Genomic DNA, 16,091 nt, shown 5'->3' with positions numbered 1-16,091 from the left:
CGCTCCGTCCCGGCCGGTCTCGGCGGCGACTGCGCCGGCGGCGCCAAGACCTATCACATGGCGGGCGCCGGAACCGCGAACGCGCGGTGCAGGTGCGCGAGCGCCGCGCGCACCGCCGGACCGTGCCCGCCGCGCCAGATCAGGGCGAGCCGGGCGGGCGCCTCGACGTCGTCGACGGTGCGGGCGGTGAGCCGGTCGGCGTAGCCGGCGGCCATCGAGGCGCTGAGGATCGCGACGCCGAGGCCGCGGGCGGCGAGGTCGGCGAGGGCGTCGGCGGCGCTGGCCTGCAGGGCGATCAGCGGTCGACGGCGCTGCGCGGCGCAGGCCTCGTCGAACACGGCGCGCAGGCCGGTACCGGGCGGCATGCAGACGATTGGGTAGGACTCCAGGTCGCGCAGGGTGATCCGACGCCGTCGCGTCAGGGGATGGCCGGGCGGCACGGCCGCGACGAGCCGCTCGCTGACGATCGTCAGCGACTCCAACCCCTCGACGGTGGCGTCCGCGGTACCGATGAGGGCGAGGTCGAGGGCGCCGGCGCGCACCCCGTCGGCGAGGCGGTCGGAGGAGTCCTCCAGCAGCGAGACCACCACGCCGGGATGCGCCCGGTGGAAGGCGGCGAGCGCGTCGAACAGGGGCGTGATGGTGCAGCCGATGATCATGCCGAGGGCGAGCCGGCCGCGGATCAGGCCGGTCACCTCGCCGACCGCCTGGCTCACCGCCCCGGCGGCGGTGAGCGCGGCGCGGGCGTGTTCGAGCGCGGCCTTGCCCGCGACGGTGAGCGTGACGGTGCGCGCCGACCGATCGAACAGCTCGGCGCCGAGCTCCCGCTCCAACTGGCGGATCTGGGCGCTGACCCCGGACTGGCTGATGTGCACCCGTTCGGCCGCCCGGGTGAAGTTCTGTTCCTCGGCGACCGCGACGAAGTACTCCAACTGCCTCAGATCCATGAGCGGTGATTCTGGTGAACACGGTGACGGCGCAGCAGCGGTGGCCCGGTGTTCTGGACGGGCTGCGTACGCATCCATTCCTGTCCGCGGGCGTGGTGACCGCGGCGGCGGCCGTGGTCGCGGTGTTGTCGGTGATCCTGCCGGCCCAGGCGTCCTCCGCCGGGTTACGGCTGCCGCCGCCGGTGGAGCCGCCGGGATGGGTGGTGGGTCGGCCGGTCGAGTTCGGTCAGGTGGTCGCGGGGTTGCGGCGTCGCGGTGGGCGAGCGGTGGGGATCACCACGGCGCTGCATGGGGCGGGTGGCTTCGGGAAGACGACGTTGGCCGAGCTGGTGTGCGCGGATCGGCGGGTTCGTCGCCGGTTCGGGGGCCGGGTGTACCGGGTGAGGGTGGGTCGGGATGTGCGGGGGCCGGCGGCGGTGGCGGCGAAGGTGTGCGAGGCGGCCCGGTTCATCACCGGGGACGACGCGAGCTTCGACGATCCCCTGTTGGCCGGCCAGCATCTGGGGCGGATGGTGGACGAGCGGCCCCGGATGCTGCTGGTGATCGATGATGTGTGGGACGCAGACCAGCTGGAACCGTTCCTGATCGGCGGTCGTCGATGCGTGCGGCTGGTGACGACCCGGGTGGCGGATGTCCTGCCCGCCGGGGCGGTGCGGGTACCGGTGGACCAGATGTCGCCCGAGCAGGCTCGGCAGGTGCTGACCTGGCAGTTGCCTGTGGCGGACGGGCCGGTGGTGGCGGGGTTGTTGGCGGCGACGGGCCGCTGGCCGTTGCTGCTGCGGTTGGTCAACCGGCTGCTGGTCGACGCGCAGCGGGCGGGGCAGCCGGTGTCGGAGGCCGGGCTGGAGGTGCTGGCCCGCCTGCGCGCGGCCGGCCCGGGGGCGATCGACGACCTGCACGGTGTGCGTGCGGATCTTGATCTGGGGGAGCCTGCGCAGCGGGCGCGGGCGGCCCGGGCCACGATCGAGGCGGGCAGTGGTCTGCTGCCCGGGGACGGTGCGCAGCGGCTGGCCGAGCTGGGCATCTTTGCCGAGGACGAGTCGGTGCCGGTCGGGTTGGTGCTGCTGCTGTGGGAAGCCAGCGCGGGGCTCGATCCCATGTCGGGTCGGCGGCTGTGCGTGCGGATGGATCAGTTGTCGCTGATCACGTTGGACCCCGGCAGGGCAGTGGTGTCCCTGCATGACGTGGTCCGGGATTTCCTGCGGTTCCAGCTTGGCGAGGCGCGCATCGCCACGCTCGACGGCCTGCTGGTGGACGCGGTTGCCGCCGGCCTGCCCGCCGCGAGGCCGCTGGTGGCGGGGGTGCCCTGCCCCGCGGTCGCCTGGTGGGAACTCGACGAGGACCAGCCGTACCTGTGGGACTACCTGGTGGCGCACCTGCTCGCCGCGGGCCGGGTCGATGAGGCGGACGCGGTCGCCGGCGACCTGCGGTGGGTCGGTGCCCGGCTGCGGCGGTTCGGCCCGGTGGCGCCGTTCACGGATCTGTCGTCGGTGCCCGGCAGCCGGGCAGCGTCGTTGCGCGCCGAACTCTCCCGCGTCGCGCACCTGCTGGCCCCCACCGACCCGGCCCGGTTCGTGCTGGATGTGCTGCACAGCCGCCTGTACCAGGAGCCGTCCTGGGCACCGCAGGTCGCCGCCGTGCAGACCACCCTGGGACGGACTCGGCTGGTGAACCACTGGCCGCTGCCGGACCTGCCCCACCCCGCGCTTCGACGCAATGTCACCGGCCACGCCTATGCGGTGCACGCGGTGGCGGTGGCGCCGGACGGCACCTGGATCGCCGGCGTCGGGAACGACGGGTCGCTGTGCGTGTGGGAGGTGGCCACCGGACGCTGCGCCGCGATGATGAGAGTCGACGGCGACCTGTACGACTGTGCCTGGAGCGCCGACTCCGCCATGGTCACGGCGGCCGGAAACCGCGGCGTCTATCTCTTCGATCTCCTCTCGCCCCCGGAGCCGTAAAGTCGCCCCGCAGCCGTGGAGGTGATCGTCATAGGTGTGCCTGAGGTCGATGTTGTTCGGGGTCGGTGCCCCGGATGTCAAGATAATCAACAGTGGTGACGACATCCCCGGAGAATTCGATCAAGAACCGATCGGACCCTCGGGCAGGCGGCGACCACGCCCTCGGCGTTCACCGGCCCTCGGCGTTCACCGGCCCTCGGCCGAGTCGGGGTCGGTGTCGCCGCCGTGTCGGTGTCGCCGCGGGGTCGGGGCCGGGGTCGCTGCCGTGTCGGTTTCGTCCTACGGCTTCGACAACTGTTGCTGTCTCGCCAGCGGCTGTGGGAACGTCGGTCCCGTGCGAGTGATGAGCAGGTGAGCGAACATTCCGTCGCCGAGACCCTCGAGCAGGCGTTGCAGATCGTTCAGGTCGGCGAGGATGACTTCCAGTCGGTGAGCCTGGTCGACACCGGCGGCTACCCGCTCTACGGCGGTCAGATCCTCGCCCTGGCCCTGCGCGCGGCGGCGATGACGATCGAGCCCGACCGCCGGCCGCACTCGCTGCACGGCTACTTCCTGCGGGCCGGCCGGCTCGACGCCCCGGTCATCCTGCACGTCGACCGCGACCGCGACGGCCGCTCCTTCTCGGCGCGCCGGGTCGTCGCCCTCCAGGACGACAAGGTGATCTTCTCGATGGTCACGTCGTTCACCCGGGGCACGGGTGAGTTCGTCCTCGACGCGGTGCCGCGGCTGGGGCGCACCTACACCGAGCCGCCGGACAAGCACCGGATGCTCCTGCTCGACCTGTGCGAGTTCACCCCCCGTCGCCAGCAGGGCGACCGGTTCTTCTTCCCGGACCACGCCGAGATCCTCCCCGTCGGCCCGCTGTCGGACGACTGGCTGACCCACACCTGCGCCGTCGCCTACATGTCCGACATAGGCACCGGCTTCGGCCAGCTCGCCGATCCCGGCATCGCCAGCACGGAATCCAGCGTCAGCCACTCGATCTGGTTCCACGCCCCGGCGCGGGCCGACGACGGGATGACCCTGGAGATGTGGCCCAGCAGCGCCGCCAGTGGGCTCGGGCTGTACTCCGGCTCGGTCCGGGATGCCGCGGGCAACCTGGTCCTCGCGATCGCCCAGGAACAGCTCATCCGCTCCCGCCGACCGGCCCCGGACGCCGATGTGTCCTAGTGCCGTTGCAGTACTAGGGCACGGGCGGTGTTCTATCGTACCGTTCAGCCTCACCGGCCATGGCGCGGTGACGCTGCTCCTGCCCACCGGCGCCGACGGCCTGCCCATCCGGGTGCGGATCGTCGCCGCCACGGCGACGGCCTCGACCAGGGCATCTCACACAGTGAGATATGGATTCCATTCCGGAACGGAATGTTAAGTTCCGCGCATGCCCAACGCTCCCACCTACACGCACGGACACACCGAGAGCGTCCTGAGATCGCACCGCACCAGGACCGCGGAGAACTCCGCTGCCTACCTGCTCGCGGACCTGCGCCCCGGACTGTCGGTGCTCGACGTGGGCAGCGGCCCTGGCACGATCACGGTCGATCTCGCGGAGCTTGTAGCTCCCGGACGAGTCACCGCGATGGAGACGTCCGAGGCCATTCTGGAACTCGCTCGAACCGAAGCCGCTCGACGGGGCTGCACCACCGTCGATTTCCTCGTCGGCGACATCCACGCCCTGGAACTTCCCGACGCAAGTTTTGACGTCGTCCACGCTCACCAGGTGCTGCAGCACGTCGCAGATCCGGTGGCCGCACTGCGCGAGATGATCCGCGTCTGTCGCCCGGGTGGAGTTGTCGCTGCCCGCGACGGCGACTACGCGGGCTTCACCTGGCACCCTGCGAGCGCTGGCCTCGAGCAGTGGCGCGACCTCTACCGACGGGCAGCACGAGCAAACGGAGGCGAACCCGACGCGGGACGCCATCTCCTCGGTTGGGCGCACGCCGCCGGCGCAAGCGACGTCACGGCGTCATCGTCCACCTGGTGCTACGCCGACCCGAATGCTCGTCGCGAATGGGGCGACATGTGGGCCAGCCGGATCACGAAATCCGCAGTAGCGGACCAGCTGCTGACCTCGGACCTGGCCACCAGTGAGGACCTTCGCGAACTCGCCGACGCCTGGCATGACTGGGCCGATCACCCCGACGGGTGGATCAGCGTGCTCCACGGAGAAATCCTCATTCGGGTCTGATCGGCCGCCTGTTGGCGGTGGCCGGATGCCGGCCGACGCCTGCTGTTCCGCGCAACCGCGCCACGCGGACGAGCACGGCCTCGACGTCGACGTCGACGATCAAGCCTGCGCGGGGATGCCGCCGGCCCGGTAGGCGGCGGCGAGTCGTTCCATCCCCTCGTCGTGGTCGGCGGCGCTCGTGTATGCGGGCGGAGTCCCCGCGGATCACGTTGTGCGCATCGGTCCAGCCCGGTGGGTTCCGGTAAGCAGAGCTTCGGCATGCTTGCGGAAAGCGGTGACCAGGCGGCTGCGGTCGCTGGCGCGAGTGGCGAGCACGACCTGGCTGGGTTCGACCCCCTGCAACGGGATGGTGGTGAGGCTGGGATGCAGGCCGGTCGCGTAGTCGAGGGGCGGCCCGATGGCCACAGCCTGCCCGGCGGCGATGAGTTCGTGTTTGTCCTCAAGGGCTTCGACCAGGGGGCCGTCGGGTGCGGGCTGCCCGTCGGGCCGGGGATCGAGCCGCCAGTAGGCGTTCAGCAACGGGTCGGACTGGCGTACGTGGGGGATCGGCTCGTCGGCGATGTCGTCGAGGGTGACCCACTCCCTGCCGGCCAACCGATGATCCCGAGGCACGACCAGCACGCGCGGCTCGTCGTAGAGGACGGCGATGTGAAGCTGGTCTGTGGGGAATGGCAGGCGCGTCACCACCGCGTCGACGCGGTGCTCCAGCAACGCGCCGCGCGAGTCGTTCCAGGCGAGCAGACGGGTGTGGACTTCGGCATCGGGATTGCGGTCGCGCAGGGCGCGCACGGCCGCAGTGATGATCAGCCCCCTGGTGTAGCCGATGGTGACGCTGCTGGGCCGGGCCGCGGCCCGGGTGCGGGCCATTGCCTCGACCGCGGCGCGCAGCAGCCCCGTGGCCTGGGGCAGGAAGATCTCGCCGGCCTCGCTGAGCCGGGTGCCGCGGGTGGTGCGGTCCAGCAGGCGGACGCCCACCTGCTGTTCGAGGCGGCGGATCTGCCGGCTCAGTGACGGCTGGGTGGTGTGCAACGCCTCGGCAGCACGGCCGAAATGCTGGTGCTCGGCGACCACCGTGAAGCACTGCACCAGCCGCAGGTCGAGGTCCACGGGTGCGGGGAAGGGATCGGACACCGACCCACTCTAGCTGGTGTTATGCGCGGTTCGTATTACGTTTTACGGAACAATCATTGGACCGCGGACCCCGTGTGGCGGCACCGTGGTGATCGTGACATCGGACAGCGTGACAACGTTTCGCATCGACATCCCGGACAGTGCCCTGGAGGATCTGAAGGACCGACTGCGCCGGGTACGCCTTGCCGGCCGGGAGACAGTGGCGGACAGCAGCCAGGGAGTGCAACGGGAGCGACTCGCCGAAATCCTGGACTACTGGGCCACCGGCTACGACTGGCGCACGCTGGAGCGGCAGCTCAACGAGCTGGGCCAGTTCCGTACCACCATCGACGGTCTCGGCATCCACTTCATGCACGTGCGCTCGCCACATCCCGACGCCACTGCCCTGTTGCTGCTGCACGGATGGCCGGGCTCGTTCCTGGAGTTCCTCAAGACCGTCGGCCCGCTCACTGACCACGGCTTCCACCTCGTCATCCCCTCGATGCCCGGCTACGGCTTTTCCGACCAGCCCACCTCCACCGGCTGGGACCCGGACCGGATCGCCCGTGCGTACGGCGTACTCATGCAGCGCCTCGGCCATGACTCCTACCTGGCCCAGGGCGGCGACTGGGGCGGTGTCGTCGCGACCCGCATGGGGGCGCAGCGCCCGGCGGGCCTGTGCGCGATCCACGTCAACTTCCCCGAGTTCCTCGCCGCACCGCCGGTCGGCGACGATCCGACCCCACAGGAGAAGGCCGCACTTGAACAGGGCAGCCGCTTCTTCGCCGGCCATTCCGGATACCACGTCCTGCAGCGCACCCGGCCGCAGACCATCGGCTACGCCCTGACCGACTCGCCGGCCGGCCAGGCCGCGTGGATCTACGAGAAGTTCCTCGACTGGGCCCGGCCCGACGCCCTCACCCTCGATGAGATCCTCGACCACATCTCCCTTTACTGGTTCACCGGAACCGGTGCTTCCTCCGCTCGCCTGTACTGGGAGTACGCTCGCCAGCCGCTGGTTCTGACCGAGCTGGACCTTCCCGTCGGGGTCAGCGTCTTCCCGGACGAACTGACGCGTACCCCGCGCATCTGGGCCGAGCGCGCCTACCACGACCTGCGCTACTTCAACGACGACATCCCCGCGGGCGGCCACTTCGCCGCTCTGGAGCAGCCGGAGCTGTTCGCCGAGGAGATCCGCAAGTTCGCGCGGACGGTGGCCGCATGAAGACGGCCGTGATCACCGGCGACCCTCGGGCTTCCGCACCCGCCGACGTACGGCGACTCTACGACTACGCCCGGGCGGTGCTTGCCCGATGAGGTGGGTCAGCTACCGCTGCGCGGACGGCTCCACCCGCTGCGGCGTGGTGCACGGCAACACCATCCACGCCCTGGGTATGGGCCTGCTGGAGCTGCTGCGCGCCGAAGGCGGGCTGGCAGCCGCCGCAACCAGGGAACCGGCCGAGATCGTCGATCTGGCCACGGCCCACCTGCTGGCGCCGATGCCCGTACCCCCGGCGGTCCGGGACTTCGCCGCGTTCGAGCGCCACGTCAGCAACGCGGGTAAGGCAGCTGTCGGCGACGGCACGGTCAGTCCGGTCTGGTACGAGTATCCGATCTTCTACTTCTCCAACCCGGCGGCGATCAAGGGACCGCACGACACGATCCCCATCGCCCCGGACACGCAGTTGTGGGACTACGAGGTCGAGGTCGCCGCGGTGATCGCCGGGGACTGTGCAAACCTCGACGCCGCCACGGCGGAGAAGCACATCGCCGGCTACCTGGTCTACTGCGACTGGAGCGCACGCGATATCTCTGCGAGTGAGATGGGGTTCGTGTTCGGCCCGTCCAAAAGCAAGGACGCCTCGACCAGTCTCGGCCCGTTCCTCGTCACCCCCGACGAGCTGGAGCCCTACCGCTCGGACAAGGGCTATGCGTTGCGGATGGACGGATACGTCAACGACGAGCATTACGGCGGCGGCAGCTGGGACGAGATCCACTGGTCGTTCGGCGAGATGCTGGCGCACGCGTCGCGCGGTACCACGCTGCGAGCCGGTGACATCCTCGCCAGCGGCCCCGTGGGCACCGGCTGCATCCAGGAGTTGTCCGACCACCGCCCCTACCTGGCACCGGGAGACACGGTCCGGATCGAAGTGCAAGAACTTGGCGCAATCCTTGCACGGATCACCGCGTCGGAACCGTCCTGACATACCGGACAGACCCAAATACGATCTTGCACTTCACCGCTTGAGACTGAGTGCGGTCACCCCTTCGCCGCCCCTCGCCGGAGGTTGATCCCCCGACTTGCCAGGAGACAACCTGCGATGCATCTCGCCAGCACCTTTGGTCATGCCAGGCCAGACATGAATGCCGTCCGCGAGGTCAGCCTCGCCATCAACGCGACCCACCTTTTCATCTACTTCATCCCCGAGGCACCGGAAGAGGCCGCCAAGCTCGGCGTGATCGAGTACGGACCGGCGTACTTCGCGTTCCGGTCGGCCCCGATGGGCGCAGTCCCGTGGCAGGTCACGCTCGCGGCCTTCTACAACTTCAGCCCGCGGTCGGTGCAGGCCATGGCAGGCGTGTGGGATACCGCGACGCCAGAGCAGTGGCAGGCCGCCCGCTTCGTGGCTGTCAATCGTGCGTTGCAGCGCGTCGACGTGAACCTCACCGCCGATCAGATCGCGGAGGCACGATCGCTGATCGACCCGGTCGTCGCGAGTGCCGACTACGCCGGAAAGACGATGGCGGCCGCCAACGTCTCGGTCACCCTCCCGCCCGATCCGCTCGTCGCGCTATGGCAGCAGATCACGGTGCTGCGCGAGTGGCGCGGCGACGCGCATTTCATCGTGCTCGCCGCCAACAACCTCGGGCCGTGCGACTGCAACGTTCTGCAAACCGCGACAGGTCACTTCCCGGAAGCGATCGCACGTGCCACCCGGCTGTGGAACGACGAGGAGGTGGCGGCGGCAACGACACGCCTCGTCGCACGCGGCTGGCTCAACGCCGACGGCACTGCGACCGATGCCGGCATCGCGGCGCGCGAGCAGATCGAGGTCGAGACCGACGAGCACTGCGCCGCGCTGTGGACGCCGATCGGCGACGCGAACGCCCGTCGCCTCACCTCGCTCATCATGCCGATCCACGACACGTTCACCGCAGCGGGGACATACCCCTTCCGCGTGGAGATGGCAGACACGCGGCCCGCCGATCTGGAGGCCGCCAGATAGCACCTTCGGCAAAAGCCTGGCCTACCACGTCGCGGCGAGGCTCTGAGCGAGTTCCTCGCAATTCTTGTCGGGTCGTGCCTGGGTGACCAATCGGTATTCGATTGCTTCACGGGACTTAATCAACTTGATGATGACCGCGATAGCGTCGGGAGCGCTGATTGGACGGCCAGACCCCGCACTCTTTACCTGCGCGGCGACAAGGCAGATCCCGTCTTTGTCGATAAGGTCGAAATCGATTGCGTCTCTGCTGGCATGGGAAGCCGGTTCATCGGGTCCCTCTACGCGGCATGAGTGATGCGGAGGCCAATCCATAGCGCTCAAAATGGATTCCAGGGTTCGCAGATACTGGTACTGGAAACCCTGGGCTGCTACTAGGCCTCCGTCTAGCCGTATCATCGCCACTCCTATCCCGAATCTGTGGCTTGCCCGAAATAGAGTACATCTTTATGTACAGGCGTACCCAGCCGATTGAGGTAGTCGTCTCGATGAGGCGCCGGCTCGACAGAACTCCGGCCAGACTGTTGCGGAGCGGCGGACGAGGGGGTCAGGACCGTCAGTTGAACGGGCGGAGGACCGAAGAGTCGCCAGGGAGCCGACGCGCGGTGGCGATACGGCCGTCGAGTTACCTCCCACCGTGGTTGCTGTCGTTCGCTGGAGACCTGTCCTTGTAGGAGCCGTCAGGTAGCGCGACCGTGTATCCGTCGTCCGGATGCGTGAGAAGTGCTGCGGACTCGATAGCCCGCTCGACGTCCCAGATGCGGAGGGCACTGTCAGCGGCACCGGTGGCGAGGGCGAGGGCGTGTCCGTTGAGGGAGAGGGCCACAGACAGACCGTCGGGAGCCGAATCCGTCTGGTGCGGAGGGGATGCCCGATCCCTCCAGGACGATGCTGCGTCTCTGGTCAGTCGAACCCGCGGCACGCCTGGTCAGGCTTGGTAGGTGAGCTGGCTTTGACTTCGCGGAAGCACACGAACTCACCGCCCGCTGCGACACCATCCGCGACCTCGTGCGGCTCCCCGCTGGTCACGCGCGACCATCCCCTTACGTATCAGGTGATTCTTGCCAGTCACCCAAATACGGACCGTTTCGGCGGAATCGCGCTCCCGGGGCGTCAGTCGACCCAGTCGGCGGGCCAGCGGATGTCCGTCCCGGCGAGGCGGGGGCGTTCGGTCGTGGGCCAGGCAGCGTCCAGGTCCTCCTCGACGAGGGAGAACAGGCCGTGGTCGAACGGTTCGCCGGGCGGCGGGGCGGTCTGGACCAGCCGTTCCCGCCGGCCGGCCCGCTGGTGCGTCAGCGCGCGGTGGTGGCAGTAGGGATTGTTGCCGGGGCGGCCGAAGAAGGTGTGGGCGGTCCAGGTGCAGCCGCCGCGGCAGACGTCCGCGAAGGCGCAGCCGCGGCAGAAGCCCCACAGGTTCTCGGCCGCGGCCTCCGTGCCCGCCGTCAGGTTGAGGCCGAGCTCGGGGGCGTCGCGCAGCAGGTCGGTGAGGCTGCGGTCGCGGATGTTCCCGCCGGCGTAGTCCCGCGTGGGCAGCGACGGGCAACCCTTGATCGTGCCGTCCGACTCGATGCCGAGGGTGGACAGCCCGGCCTGGCAGCCGGTCCAGAAGGCCGAACCCTCGGGGGAGCGCAGCAGCCGCTCGTAGGGACCGTAGTAGCCGACGTTGTTCCCGGCGTGGATCCGGACGCCGTCCTGGCGGGCGCGCCGGGCGATCCGGGCGAGCACCGGGAACACCTCGAGCAGCTCGACGGGCTGGAGCAGCAGGTCGCCGTGGTCGGCGGCGTTGCCCATCGGGGCGGTGAGCTGCCACTGCCAGGCGACGACGCCCGCGGAGCGTAGCCGCCGGTACAGCTCCGGGAGCTCCGGCGTGGTCAGGCGGTTGATCTGCGTGTTGCAGGTCGCCTCGACCCCGGCCGACCGCAGGCGTTCCATCGTCAGGAAGCACGACTGCCACGAACCCGCCCGTCCGCGGAGTCGATCATGGGTTGCGGTCATGCCGTCCACGGACACCGAGCACTGGGTGACGCCCGCGGCCCGCAGACCGCGCGCCATCGCCGCGCTCAACCGGTATCCGCCGGTCGTGACCGTGCAGCCCATTCCCCTGCGGGTGATCTCGGCGGCGATCGTCAGCCAGTCCCGGCGCAGGAACGCCTCCCCGCCGATGAGCGTGACCTCGTCCACGCCGACCGCGTCGAGCTGGGCCACCACGTCGAGGGCCTGCCCGGTGGACAGCTCCGCCGGGCGCCGGGCCCCGGCGCGCGAGCCGCAGTGCCCGCACGCGAGGTTGCACGCCAGGGTCAGCTCCCACACGGCGTAGGTCCGCCGCCGTCCCCGCACCGCGTCCGGGTGGCTCCCGGACGGTGACCGGGCGGCCGGGGCTGCGGCGGCCCGACCCGCGGCGGCCGCGAACGGGCTCACCGCCGGAACAGCCGGCGCAGCCAGCCCCGCCCACGCCGAGCGGGGGGCCGACCTCCGTCGTCCCACGCCGGCAGCGGTGGACCGCCATAGACCGGCGTCGGCGCCGGCGGCGGGCCCTGCTGCCAGGGCGGCACGGAGGAGGGCCCGGCGGCCGGTGGCGGTGGCGGTGGGCCGGTGGGCAGCCAGCCGGCGGGCGCGATGAACGTCTCGTCGCCGGTCTCCTCTCCGGCCTCCTCGGCAGCGAGCCGGGCGGCGATGTCGTCGGCGCGCCGCGGGCCGACCTGCGCGTCCCAGTCGGGACCGCGCGGCAGCCGGGGATCCGGCCGTTGCTCCGGTGATTCACCCCTCGTCATCCCCCACCCCCGTTGCGGTCCATCATCGTCGATGGGGCGCTCGGCGCATACGGACGGGTGGACATCCCCGCGAACCTTCGACAGCGCGGGGGCGGGGCCCGCACGGGCGATGCCGTCCGGACCCCGTGGACCACGCGGCGCTCAGTGGGCGGCGCTGAGCTGCGCGATCTCGTCGAGGGTGACGTCGTAGATGACCTCGGTGGGGGTCAGCGGGATCGCGGTGGCGACGGCGGCGTCGGGGTAGACGTCGACGCGGGTGTACTCCCCACCGACCATGCCGGTCAGCCGGTCGGCCGGGCCGAGGGTGCGGGCGCTGTAGGCGGTCGCGCCGGCCACCCAGACCGGCACGCCCCCGATCACGCCGGCGGAGGAGTGGTGGGCGTGGCCGGTCAGGACGATCCGGACGTCGGTGCCGGCCAGCACGTCGGCCAGGTTCGCGGGCTCCGCCAGCAGGTACTTGTTCACCATGGAGATCGGCGACGGCACGGGCGGGTGGTGCAGGGCGAGGACCGTTCCGCCGGGCGCCGGGGTGGCCAGCTCGTCGGCGAGCCAGCGCAACTGGGCGGTGCTGAGGAAGCCGCCGTGCTCGCCCGGTTCGGTCGTGTCCAGGACGATGATCCGCAGATCGTCGACCCAGTGGACGTAGTCGTAGGGCTCCTCGGTGGGCTCCGCGCCGAGCAGCCCCGCCCGGAACGGGCCCCGCGAGTCGTGGTTGCCGACGGCGTAGAGGACCGGCGCGCCCAGCCGCTCGGCCACCGGCTCGACCAGTTCACGCAGGCGCTGGTACGCGACGAGGTCCCCGCTGTCGGCGAGGTCGCCGGTCAGCAGCAGCGCGGCGACCTTCAGGGTGGAGGCCTCGATCTGCTCGAAGGCCGTGCGCAGCCCGGCGTGGGAGTCGACCTTGCCGTGGAGCAGCTCGCCCTCGCGGACGATGTGGGTGTCACTGAGCTGGAGGAGGATGTGGCTGGGAGTGAAGTCGCTCGGGTCGAGAGAGCTGGACATGAGAGTCCTTCCACGGACGCTGGAGGAGGGCGTGGCGGCTGGGCGGGCCGGCGGGCCCCTGGCGGCGCCGAGACTGCGGGCCCAGGGGCGTGGAGCAGGGCCGGGCGTGGAGCAGGGCCGGGCGTGGAGCAGGGCTGGGTGGGGGGCAGGGCCGGGCGTGGAGCAGGGCTGGGTGGGGGGGCAGGGCCGGGCGCCGGGCGTCGGGTGCGCGGCGCCCGGCCACTGCCGGTAGGTGGCCGGCGGGCGGTGGCTGTCGCTACCGGTCGGCGGCTGGGGTGGCTGGGGCGTCGTCGTCGTCCGGCTCCGTGGGAACCAGGAGCGCGTCGACCAGGCGGTCCAGCGCGTGCGCGGTCGCGCCGTGCGCCAGCAGGTACGAGCGGGTGTCCCCGAAGCCGGCGTGGATGCGGTCCAGCGCGCGCAGGATGAGCTCCGGCGGGCTGGCCAGCATGGCCGGCGCCACCGCGGCCCCGTCCGCCGAGGACCGGGCCGACATCCGCAGGACGGCGGCGGCGGCCTCGTCGCGCAGGAAGTAGGACGTCAACGCGAAATCCTCGGCGATCACCTCGGCCGGCACCCTGGCGAGGTCGAGGACCAGCGCGATGACCAGTCCCGTGCGGTCCTTGCCGGCGCTGCAGTGCACGATCGCCGGCAGTGCGCCCGGCGCGGCGAGCGCGACGACCGCGGCGGTGAGGCGGCTGCCGCGCTGGTCGACGGCGAAGTCGAACACGCTGGCCAGATCGCCGTCGGCCCCCGCGGCCCGCACGGCCGCCATGCCGGCGGCGGCGCCGACGGCCGCCGACTCGCCCGCGCCGTCGCCGTCGGCCGCCTGGCCCACGGCGGCCTGCGCCGCGGCGGGCAGGGTGAAGATCGGCACTCGGCGGTGTTTGGCGGGCAGCCGGCCGAGGGCGTCCGGGTCGTGCTCGACCTCGGCGTCCTCGCGCAGGTCGACGACGCTGCGCAGGCCGATCTGGGCGAGCACCGCCCGGCCGCGCCCGTCGAGGCCACGCAGGGCGCCGGAGCGCAGCAGCGTGCGCCACCGGACCGTCCGGCCGTCGGCGGCCGGGTAACCACCGACGTCACGCAGGTTGATCGTGCCGGGCAGCGGCAGGCTGCGTCGCGCTGGCGGCGCCGCGACGATCTCCGCGCCGGGGGAGGCGGGGGTGGGACGGTCCTGGGTGGGAGGAGCCTGGGTGGTCATCGGGTTCACCGGGCCGGCATGAGGTCGGTGGCCTGCTTCTGGGCGCCGGCCAGGGTGGAGGCGGGGTCCTTGCCGCTGAACACGGCGCCCTCGACCGCAGTCATCATCGTGTCCTGGATCTGCAGGTAGTTGTCGCCGGGGAAGGCCGCCCACGGCTGGAGCCGGGTGAGCTGGTCGAGGTTGGGCTTGATGAGCGGGTTCGCCTTCGCCCACGCCTGCAGGCCGTTCGGGTCGTCGATGAGCCCGGTGCGCAGCGGCAGGTAGCCGATCTTCGAGGAGATCTGGGTGTAGGCGCGGTCGCTGGTGAGGAACTTGATCAGCTCCCAGGCGGCGCGCTGCTTGGCCGGGTCCTTGCTGAAGATGGCCAGGGCCGAGCCCGAGTTGGTGGGGACGACGGGCTTCGAGCCGAAGCCCGGCTCACCCGTGGCGCCGAGCTCCCAGTTGTTCGCCTTGGCGCCCGCCATCAGGGCGGCCTGCACGGCGCTGCTCTCGACCATCATGCCGAGCTGCCCGCTGGTGAAGGCCTTGAGCGCCTGCTGCTGGTCGAGGTTCGGCATCGCCCCGCTGCGGACGAGGTCCTGCGACATCGAGACGGTCTCGACGGCGGGCGCGTCGGCGAAGGTCAGCTTGCTCGCGTCCGGCGCGATCACCCGGCCGCCGTTGGAGAGCACCATCGACTGCCAGCACCAGTCCACCGTCTGCTTGGTCAGGCAGTTGACCTCGACGCCCTCCTTGCCGGTCTTCGCCTTGATGGCCAGCGCCGCGGCCTTGACGTCCGCCCAGGTCTTCGGCGGGTTCGCCGGGTCGAGACCGGCCTGCGCGAACAGCGTCTTGTTGATCCACATCACCGGCGTCGAGAAGACGTACGGGACGGCGTAGGTGCGGCCGTCGACCTCGCCGAGCTTCGGCACGGCCGGGGCGTAGGGGTGCGCGCCGCCGTAGTTCGCGGCGAGGGCGTCCTTGCCGACCAGGGTGTCGATGGGCGCGGCGCCCAGGCTGGTGGCCGCGAACCGCAGCGCGTTGAAGGTGATCTGGCCGACGTCCGGCGGGTTTCCGGCCAGCACCTGGTTCTTGATGCTGGTGGTGTACTCGTTGCCGCTGGTCACCCCCTGCGGAGGCTGGCCCTTGACGGTGATGTTCGGGTGTTCCTTCTCGAACTGTGCGATGAGGCCCTCGACCACGGGCTTCCAGGTGCCGGTGCTCAGCAGGTTGTAGGTCTCGTAGACGATCGAGACCTTCTGGTCGGCGGCGAGCTGCGGGATCGTGCCGGTCGCGCCGGCCGGGGCCTGGGCGGAGTCGGACGTGGACGAGTCCGTCGCGCACGCGGCGGCCAGCGCCGCCACCAGCGTCACCGCGGCGGCGGCGCGCAGCAGTCGCGGCTGGGGCAGTCGCGGCTGGGGCAGTCGTAGCCGGGGCCGGTGTTCACCAGCCGGATGCTCACGAGCCAGGCGTTCACGAGCCAGGCGTGGTCGAGCCACGGGCATGCTCCTTGGGAGAGGGCGGGCGCCGGCCCGGACCCGGGACGGCCCCGATCGGCGCTGATCGGGCCCGGCCCCGTCGGGTCCAGGTGGCTCCATCGATGGCCGGCGACGGGCCGAGGTCCGACGGCAGGCACTCCAGGTACGTCTGTTCCGGGGATGGGTGCGCTCCCGGTTCGTCGTTACATGGGTTAGCGTCCGATGCGGAGGTGAAC

The 16,091-nt window shown here is 71.0% G+C and carries 13 protein-coding genes; 6 read left to right on the top strand and 7 right to left on the bottom strand.

Going from position 1 to position 16,091, the window contains the following annotated elements; all coding sequences use genetic code 11:
- Window positions 1–53 precede the first annotated feature (53 nt).
- On the bottom strand, window positions 54–947 hold the full coding sequence (locus AC5R91_RS06100; RefSeq protein WP_495396147.1) for a LysR family transcriptional regulator: 894 nt from the start codon (window positions 945–947) through the stop codon (window positions 54–56).
- 14 nt (window positions 948–961) lie between these two features.
- Between AC5R91_RS06100 and AC5R91_RS06095 the strand changes: the two genes are divergently transcribed.
- The 3 genes from AC5R91_RS06095 to AC5R91_RS06085 all read left to right on the top strand — a co-directional run bounded on the left by AC5R91_RS06095 (window position 962) and on the right by AC5R91_RS06085 (window position 5,093).
- Window positions 962–2,908 carry an NB-ARC domain-containing protein gene (locus AC5R91_RS06095; protein ID WP_495396146.1) on the top strand — a complete coding sequence of 649 codons (1,947 nt, stop codon included), beginning with the start codon at window positions 962–964 and terminating at the stop codon, window positions 2,906–2,908.
- A gap of 351 nt (window positions 2,909–3,259) precedes the next feature.
- Complete coding sequence (locus tag AC5R91_RS06090) at window positions 3,260–4,078, top strand: acyl-CoA thioesterase (protein ID WP_495396145.1); 819 nt, start codon at window positions 3,260–3,262, stop codon at window positions 4,076–4,078.
- Between the two features lie 208 nt (window positions 4,079–4,286).
- Window positions 4,287–5,093 carry a class I SAM-dependent methyltransferase gene (locus AC5R91_RS06085; RefSeq protein ID WP_495396144.1) on the top strand — a complete coding sequence of 269 codons (807 nt, stop codon included), beginning with the start codon at window positions 4,287–4,289 and terminating at the stop codon, window positions 5,091–5,093.
- A 204-nt stretch (window positions 5,094–5,297) separates the two neighbouring features.
- On the opposite strand, the gene AC5R91_RS06080 is transcribed toward AC5R91_RS06085, so the two are convergent.
- Window positions 5,298–6,224 (bottom strand): LysR family transcriptional regulator, encoded by a 927-nt coding sequence (locus AC5R91_RS06080; protein WP_495396143.1) that lies wholly within the window; start codon window positions 6,222–6,224, stop codon window positions 5,298–5,300.
- Between the two features lie 94 nt (window positions 6,225–6,318).
- Between AC5R91_RS06080 and AC5R91_RS06075 the strand changes: the two genes are divergently transcribed.
- The 3 genes from AC5R91_RS06075 (at window position 6,319) to AC5R91_RS06065 (ending at window position 9,430) form a co-directional block, all read left to right on the top strand.
- Window positions 6,319–7,428 (top strand): epoxide hydrolase family protein, encoded by a 1,110-nt coding sequence (locus AC5R91_RS06075; protein ID WP_495396142.1) that lies wholly within the window; start codon window positions 6,319–6,321, stop codon window positions 7,426–7,428.
- 88 nt (window positions 7,429–7,516) lie between these two features.
- A complete protein-coding gene (locus AC5R91_RS06070) occupies window positions 7,517–8,407 on the top strand; it encodes a fumarylacetoacetate hydrolase family protein (protein WP_495396141.1) in 891 nt (296 codons plus the stop codon).
- A 117-nt stretch (window positions 8,408–8,524) separates the two neighbouring features.
- Window positions 8,525–9,430, top strand: coding sequence for an SCO6745 family protein (locus tag AC5R91_RS06065; protein ID WP_495396140.1), 906 nt, complete (start codon window positions 8,525–8,527; stop codon window positions 9,428–9,430).
- Window positions 9,431–10,540: 1,110 nt separating this feature from the next.
- Here AC5R91_RS06065 and AC5R91_RS06060 read toward each other — a convergent pair.
- From AC5R91_RS06060 to AC5R91_RS06040, 5 genes are all read right to left on the bottom strand, one after another.
- A complete protein-coding gene (locus AC5R91_RS06060) occupies window positions 10,541–11,845 on the bottom strand; it encodes a radical SAM protein (protein ID WP_495396139.1) in 1,305 nt (434 codons plus the stop codon).
- Window positions 11,842–12,198, bottom strand: a complete 357-nt coding sequence (locus AC5R91_RS06055) for a hypothetical protein (RefSeq protein ID WP_495396138.1) — start codon at window positions 12,196–12,198, stop codon at window positions 11,842–11,844. Before AC5R91_RS06055 ends, AC5R91_RS06060 begins: the two co-directional genes overlap by 4 nt.
- Window positions 12,199–12,339: 141 nt before the next feature.
- Window positions 12,340–13,200, bottom strand: coding sequence for a metallophosphoesterase (locus tag AC5R91_RS06050; protein ID WP_495396137.1), 861 nt, complete (start codon window positions 13,198–13,200; stop codon window positions 12,340–12,342).
- Between the two features lie 256 nt (window positions 13,201–13,456).
- On the bottom strand, window positions 13,457–14,398 hold the full coding sequence (locus AC5R91_RS06045) for a tyrosine-protein phosphatase (protein ID WP_495396136.1): 942 nt from the start codon (window positions 14,396–14,398) through the stop codon (window positions 13,457–13,459).
- A gap of 5 nt (window positions 14,399–14,403) precedes the next feature.
- Window positions 14,404–15,882, bottom strand: coding sequence for an ABC transporter substrate-binding protein (locus tag AC5R91_RS06040; RefSeq protein WP_495396135.1), 1,479 nt, complete (start codon window positions 15,880–15,882; stop codon window positions 14,404–14,406).
- Window positions 15,883–16,091 lie beyond the last annotated feature (209 nt).

The organism is Frankia sp. BMG5.60 (assembly GCF_059428125.1).
Note: the sequence above shows the minus strand (reverse complement) of the source record. Positions and strands in the feature narration are given on the sequence as shown.

Excerpts from the sequence above, each read along its gene's own strand:
- AC5R91_RS06100 (WP_495396147.1), bottom strand. The coding sequence starts at position 947 with ATGGATCTGAGGCAGTTGGAGTACTTCGTCGCGGTCGCCGAGGAACAG.
- AC5R91_RS06085 (WP_495396144.1), top strand. The coding sequence starts at position 4,287 with ATGCCCAACGCTCCCACCTACACGCACGGACACACCGAGAGCGTCCTG.
- AC5R91_RS06070 (WP_495396141.1), top strand. The coding sequence starts at position 7,517 with ATGAGGTGGGTCAGCTACCGCTGCGCGGACGGCTCCACCCGCTGCGGC.
- AC5R91_RS06065 (WP_495396140.1), top strand. The coding sequence starts at position 8,525 with ATGCATCTCGCCAGCACCTTTGGTCATGCCAGGCCAGACATGAATGCC.
- AC5R91_RS06055 (WP_495396138.1), bottom strand. The coding sequence starts at position 12,198 with ATGACGAGGGGTGAATCACCGGAGCAACGGCCGGATCCCCGGCTGCCG.
- AC5R91_RS06050 (WP_495396137.1), bottom strand. The coding sequence starts at position 13,200 with ATGTCCAGCTCTCTCGACCCGAGCGACTTCACTCCCAGCCACATCCTC.
- AC5R91_RS06045 (WP_495396136.1), bottom strand. The coding sequence starts at position 14,398 with ATGACCACCCAGGCTCCTCCCACCCAGGACCGTCCCACCCCCGCCTCC.
- AC5R91_RS06040 (WP_495396135.1), bottom strand. The coding sequence starts at position 15,882 with ATGCCCGTGGCTCGACCACGCCTGGCTCGTGAACGCCTGGCTCGTGAG.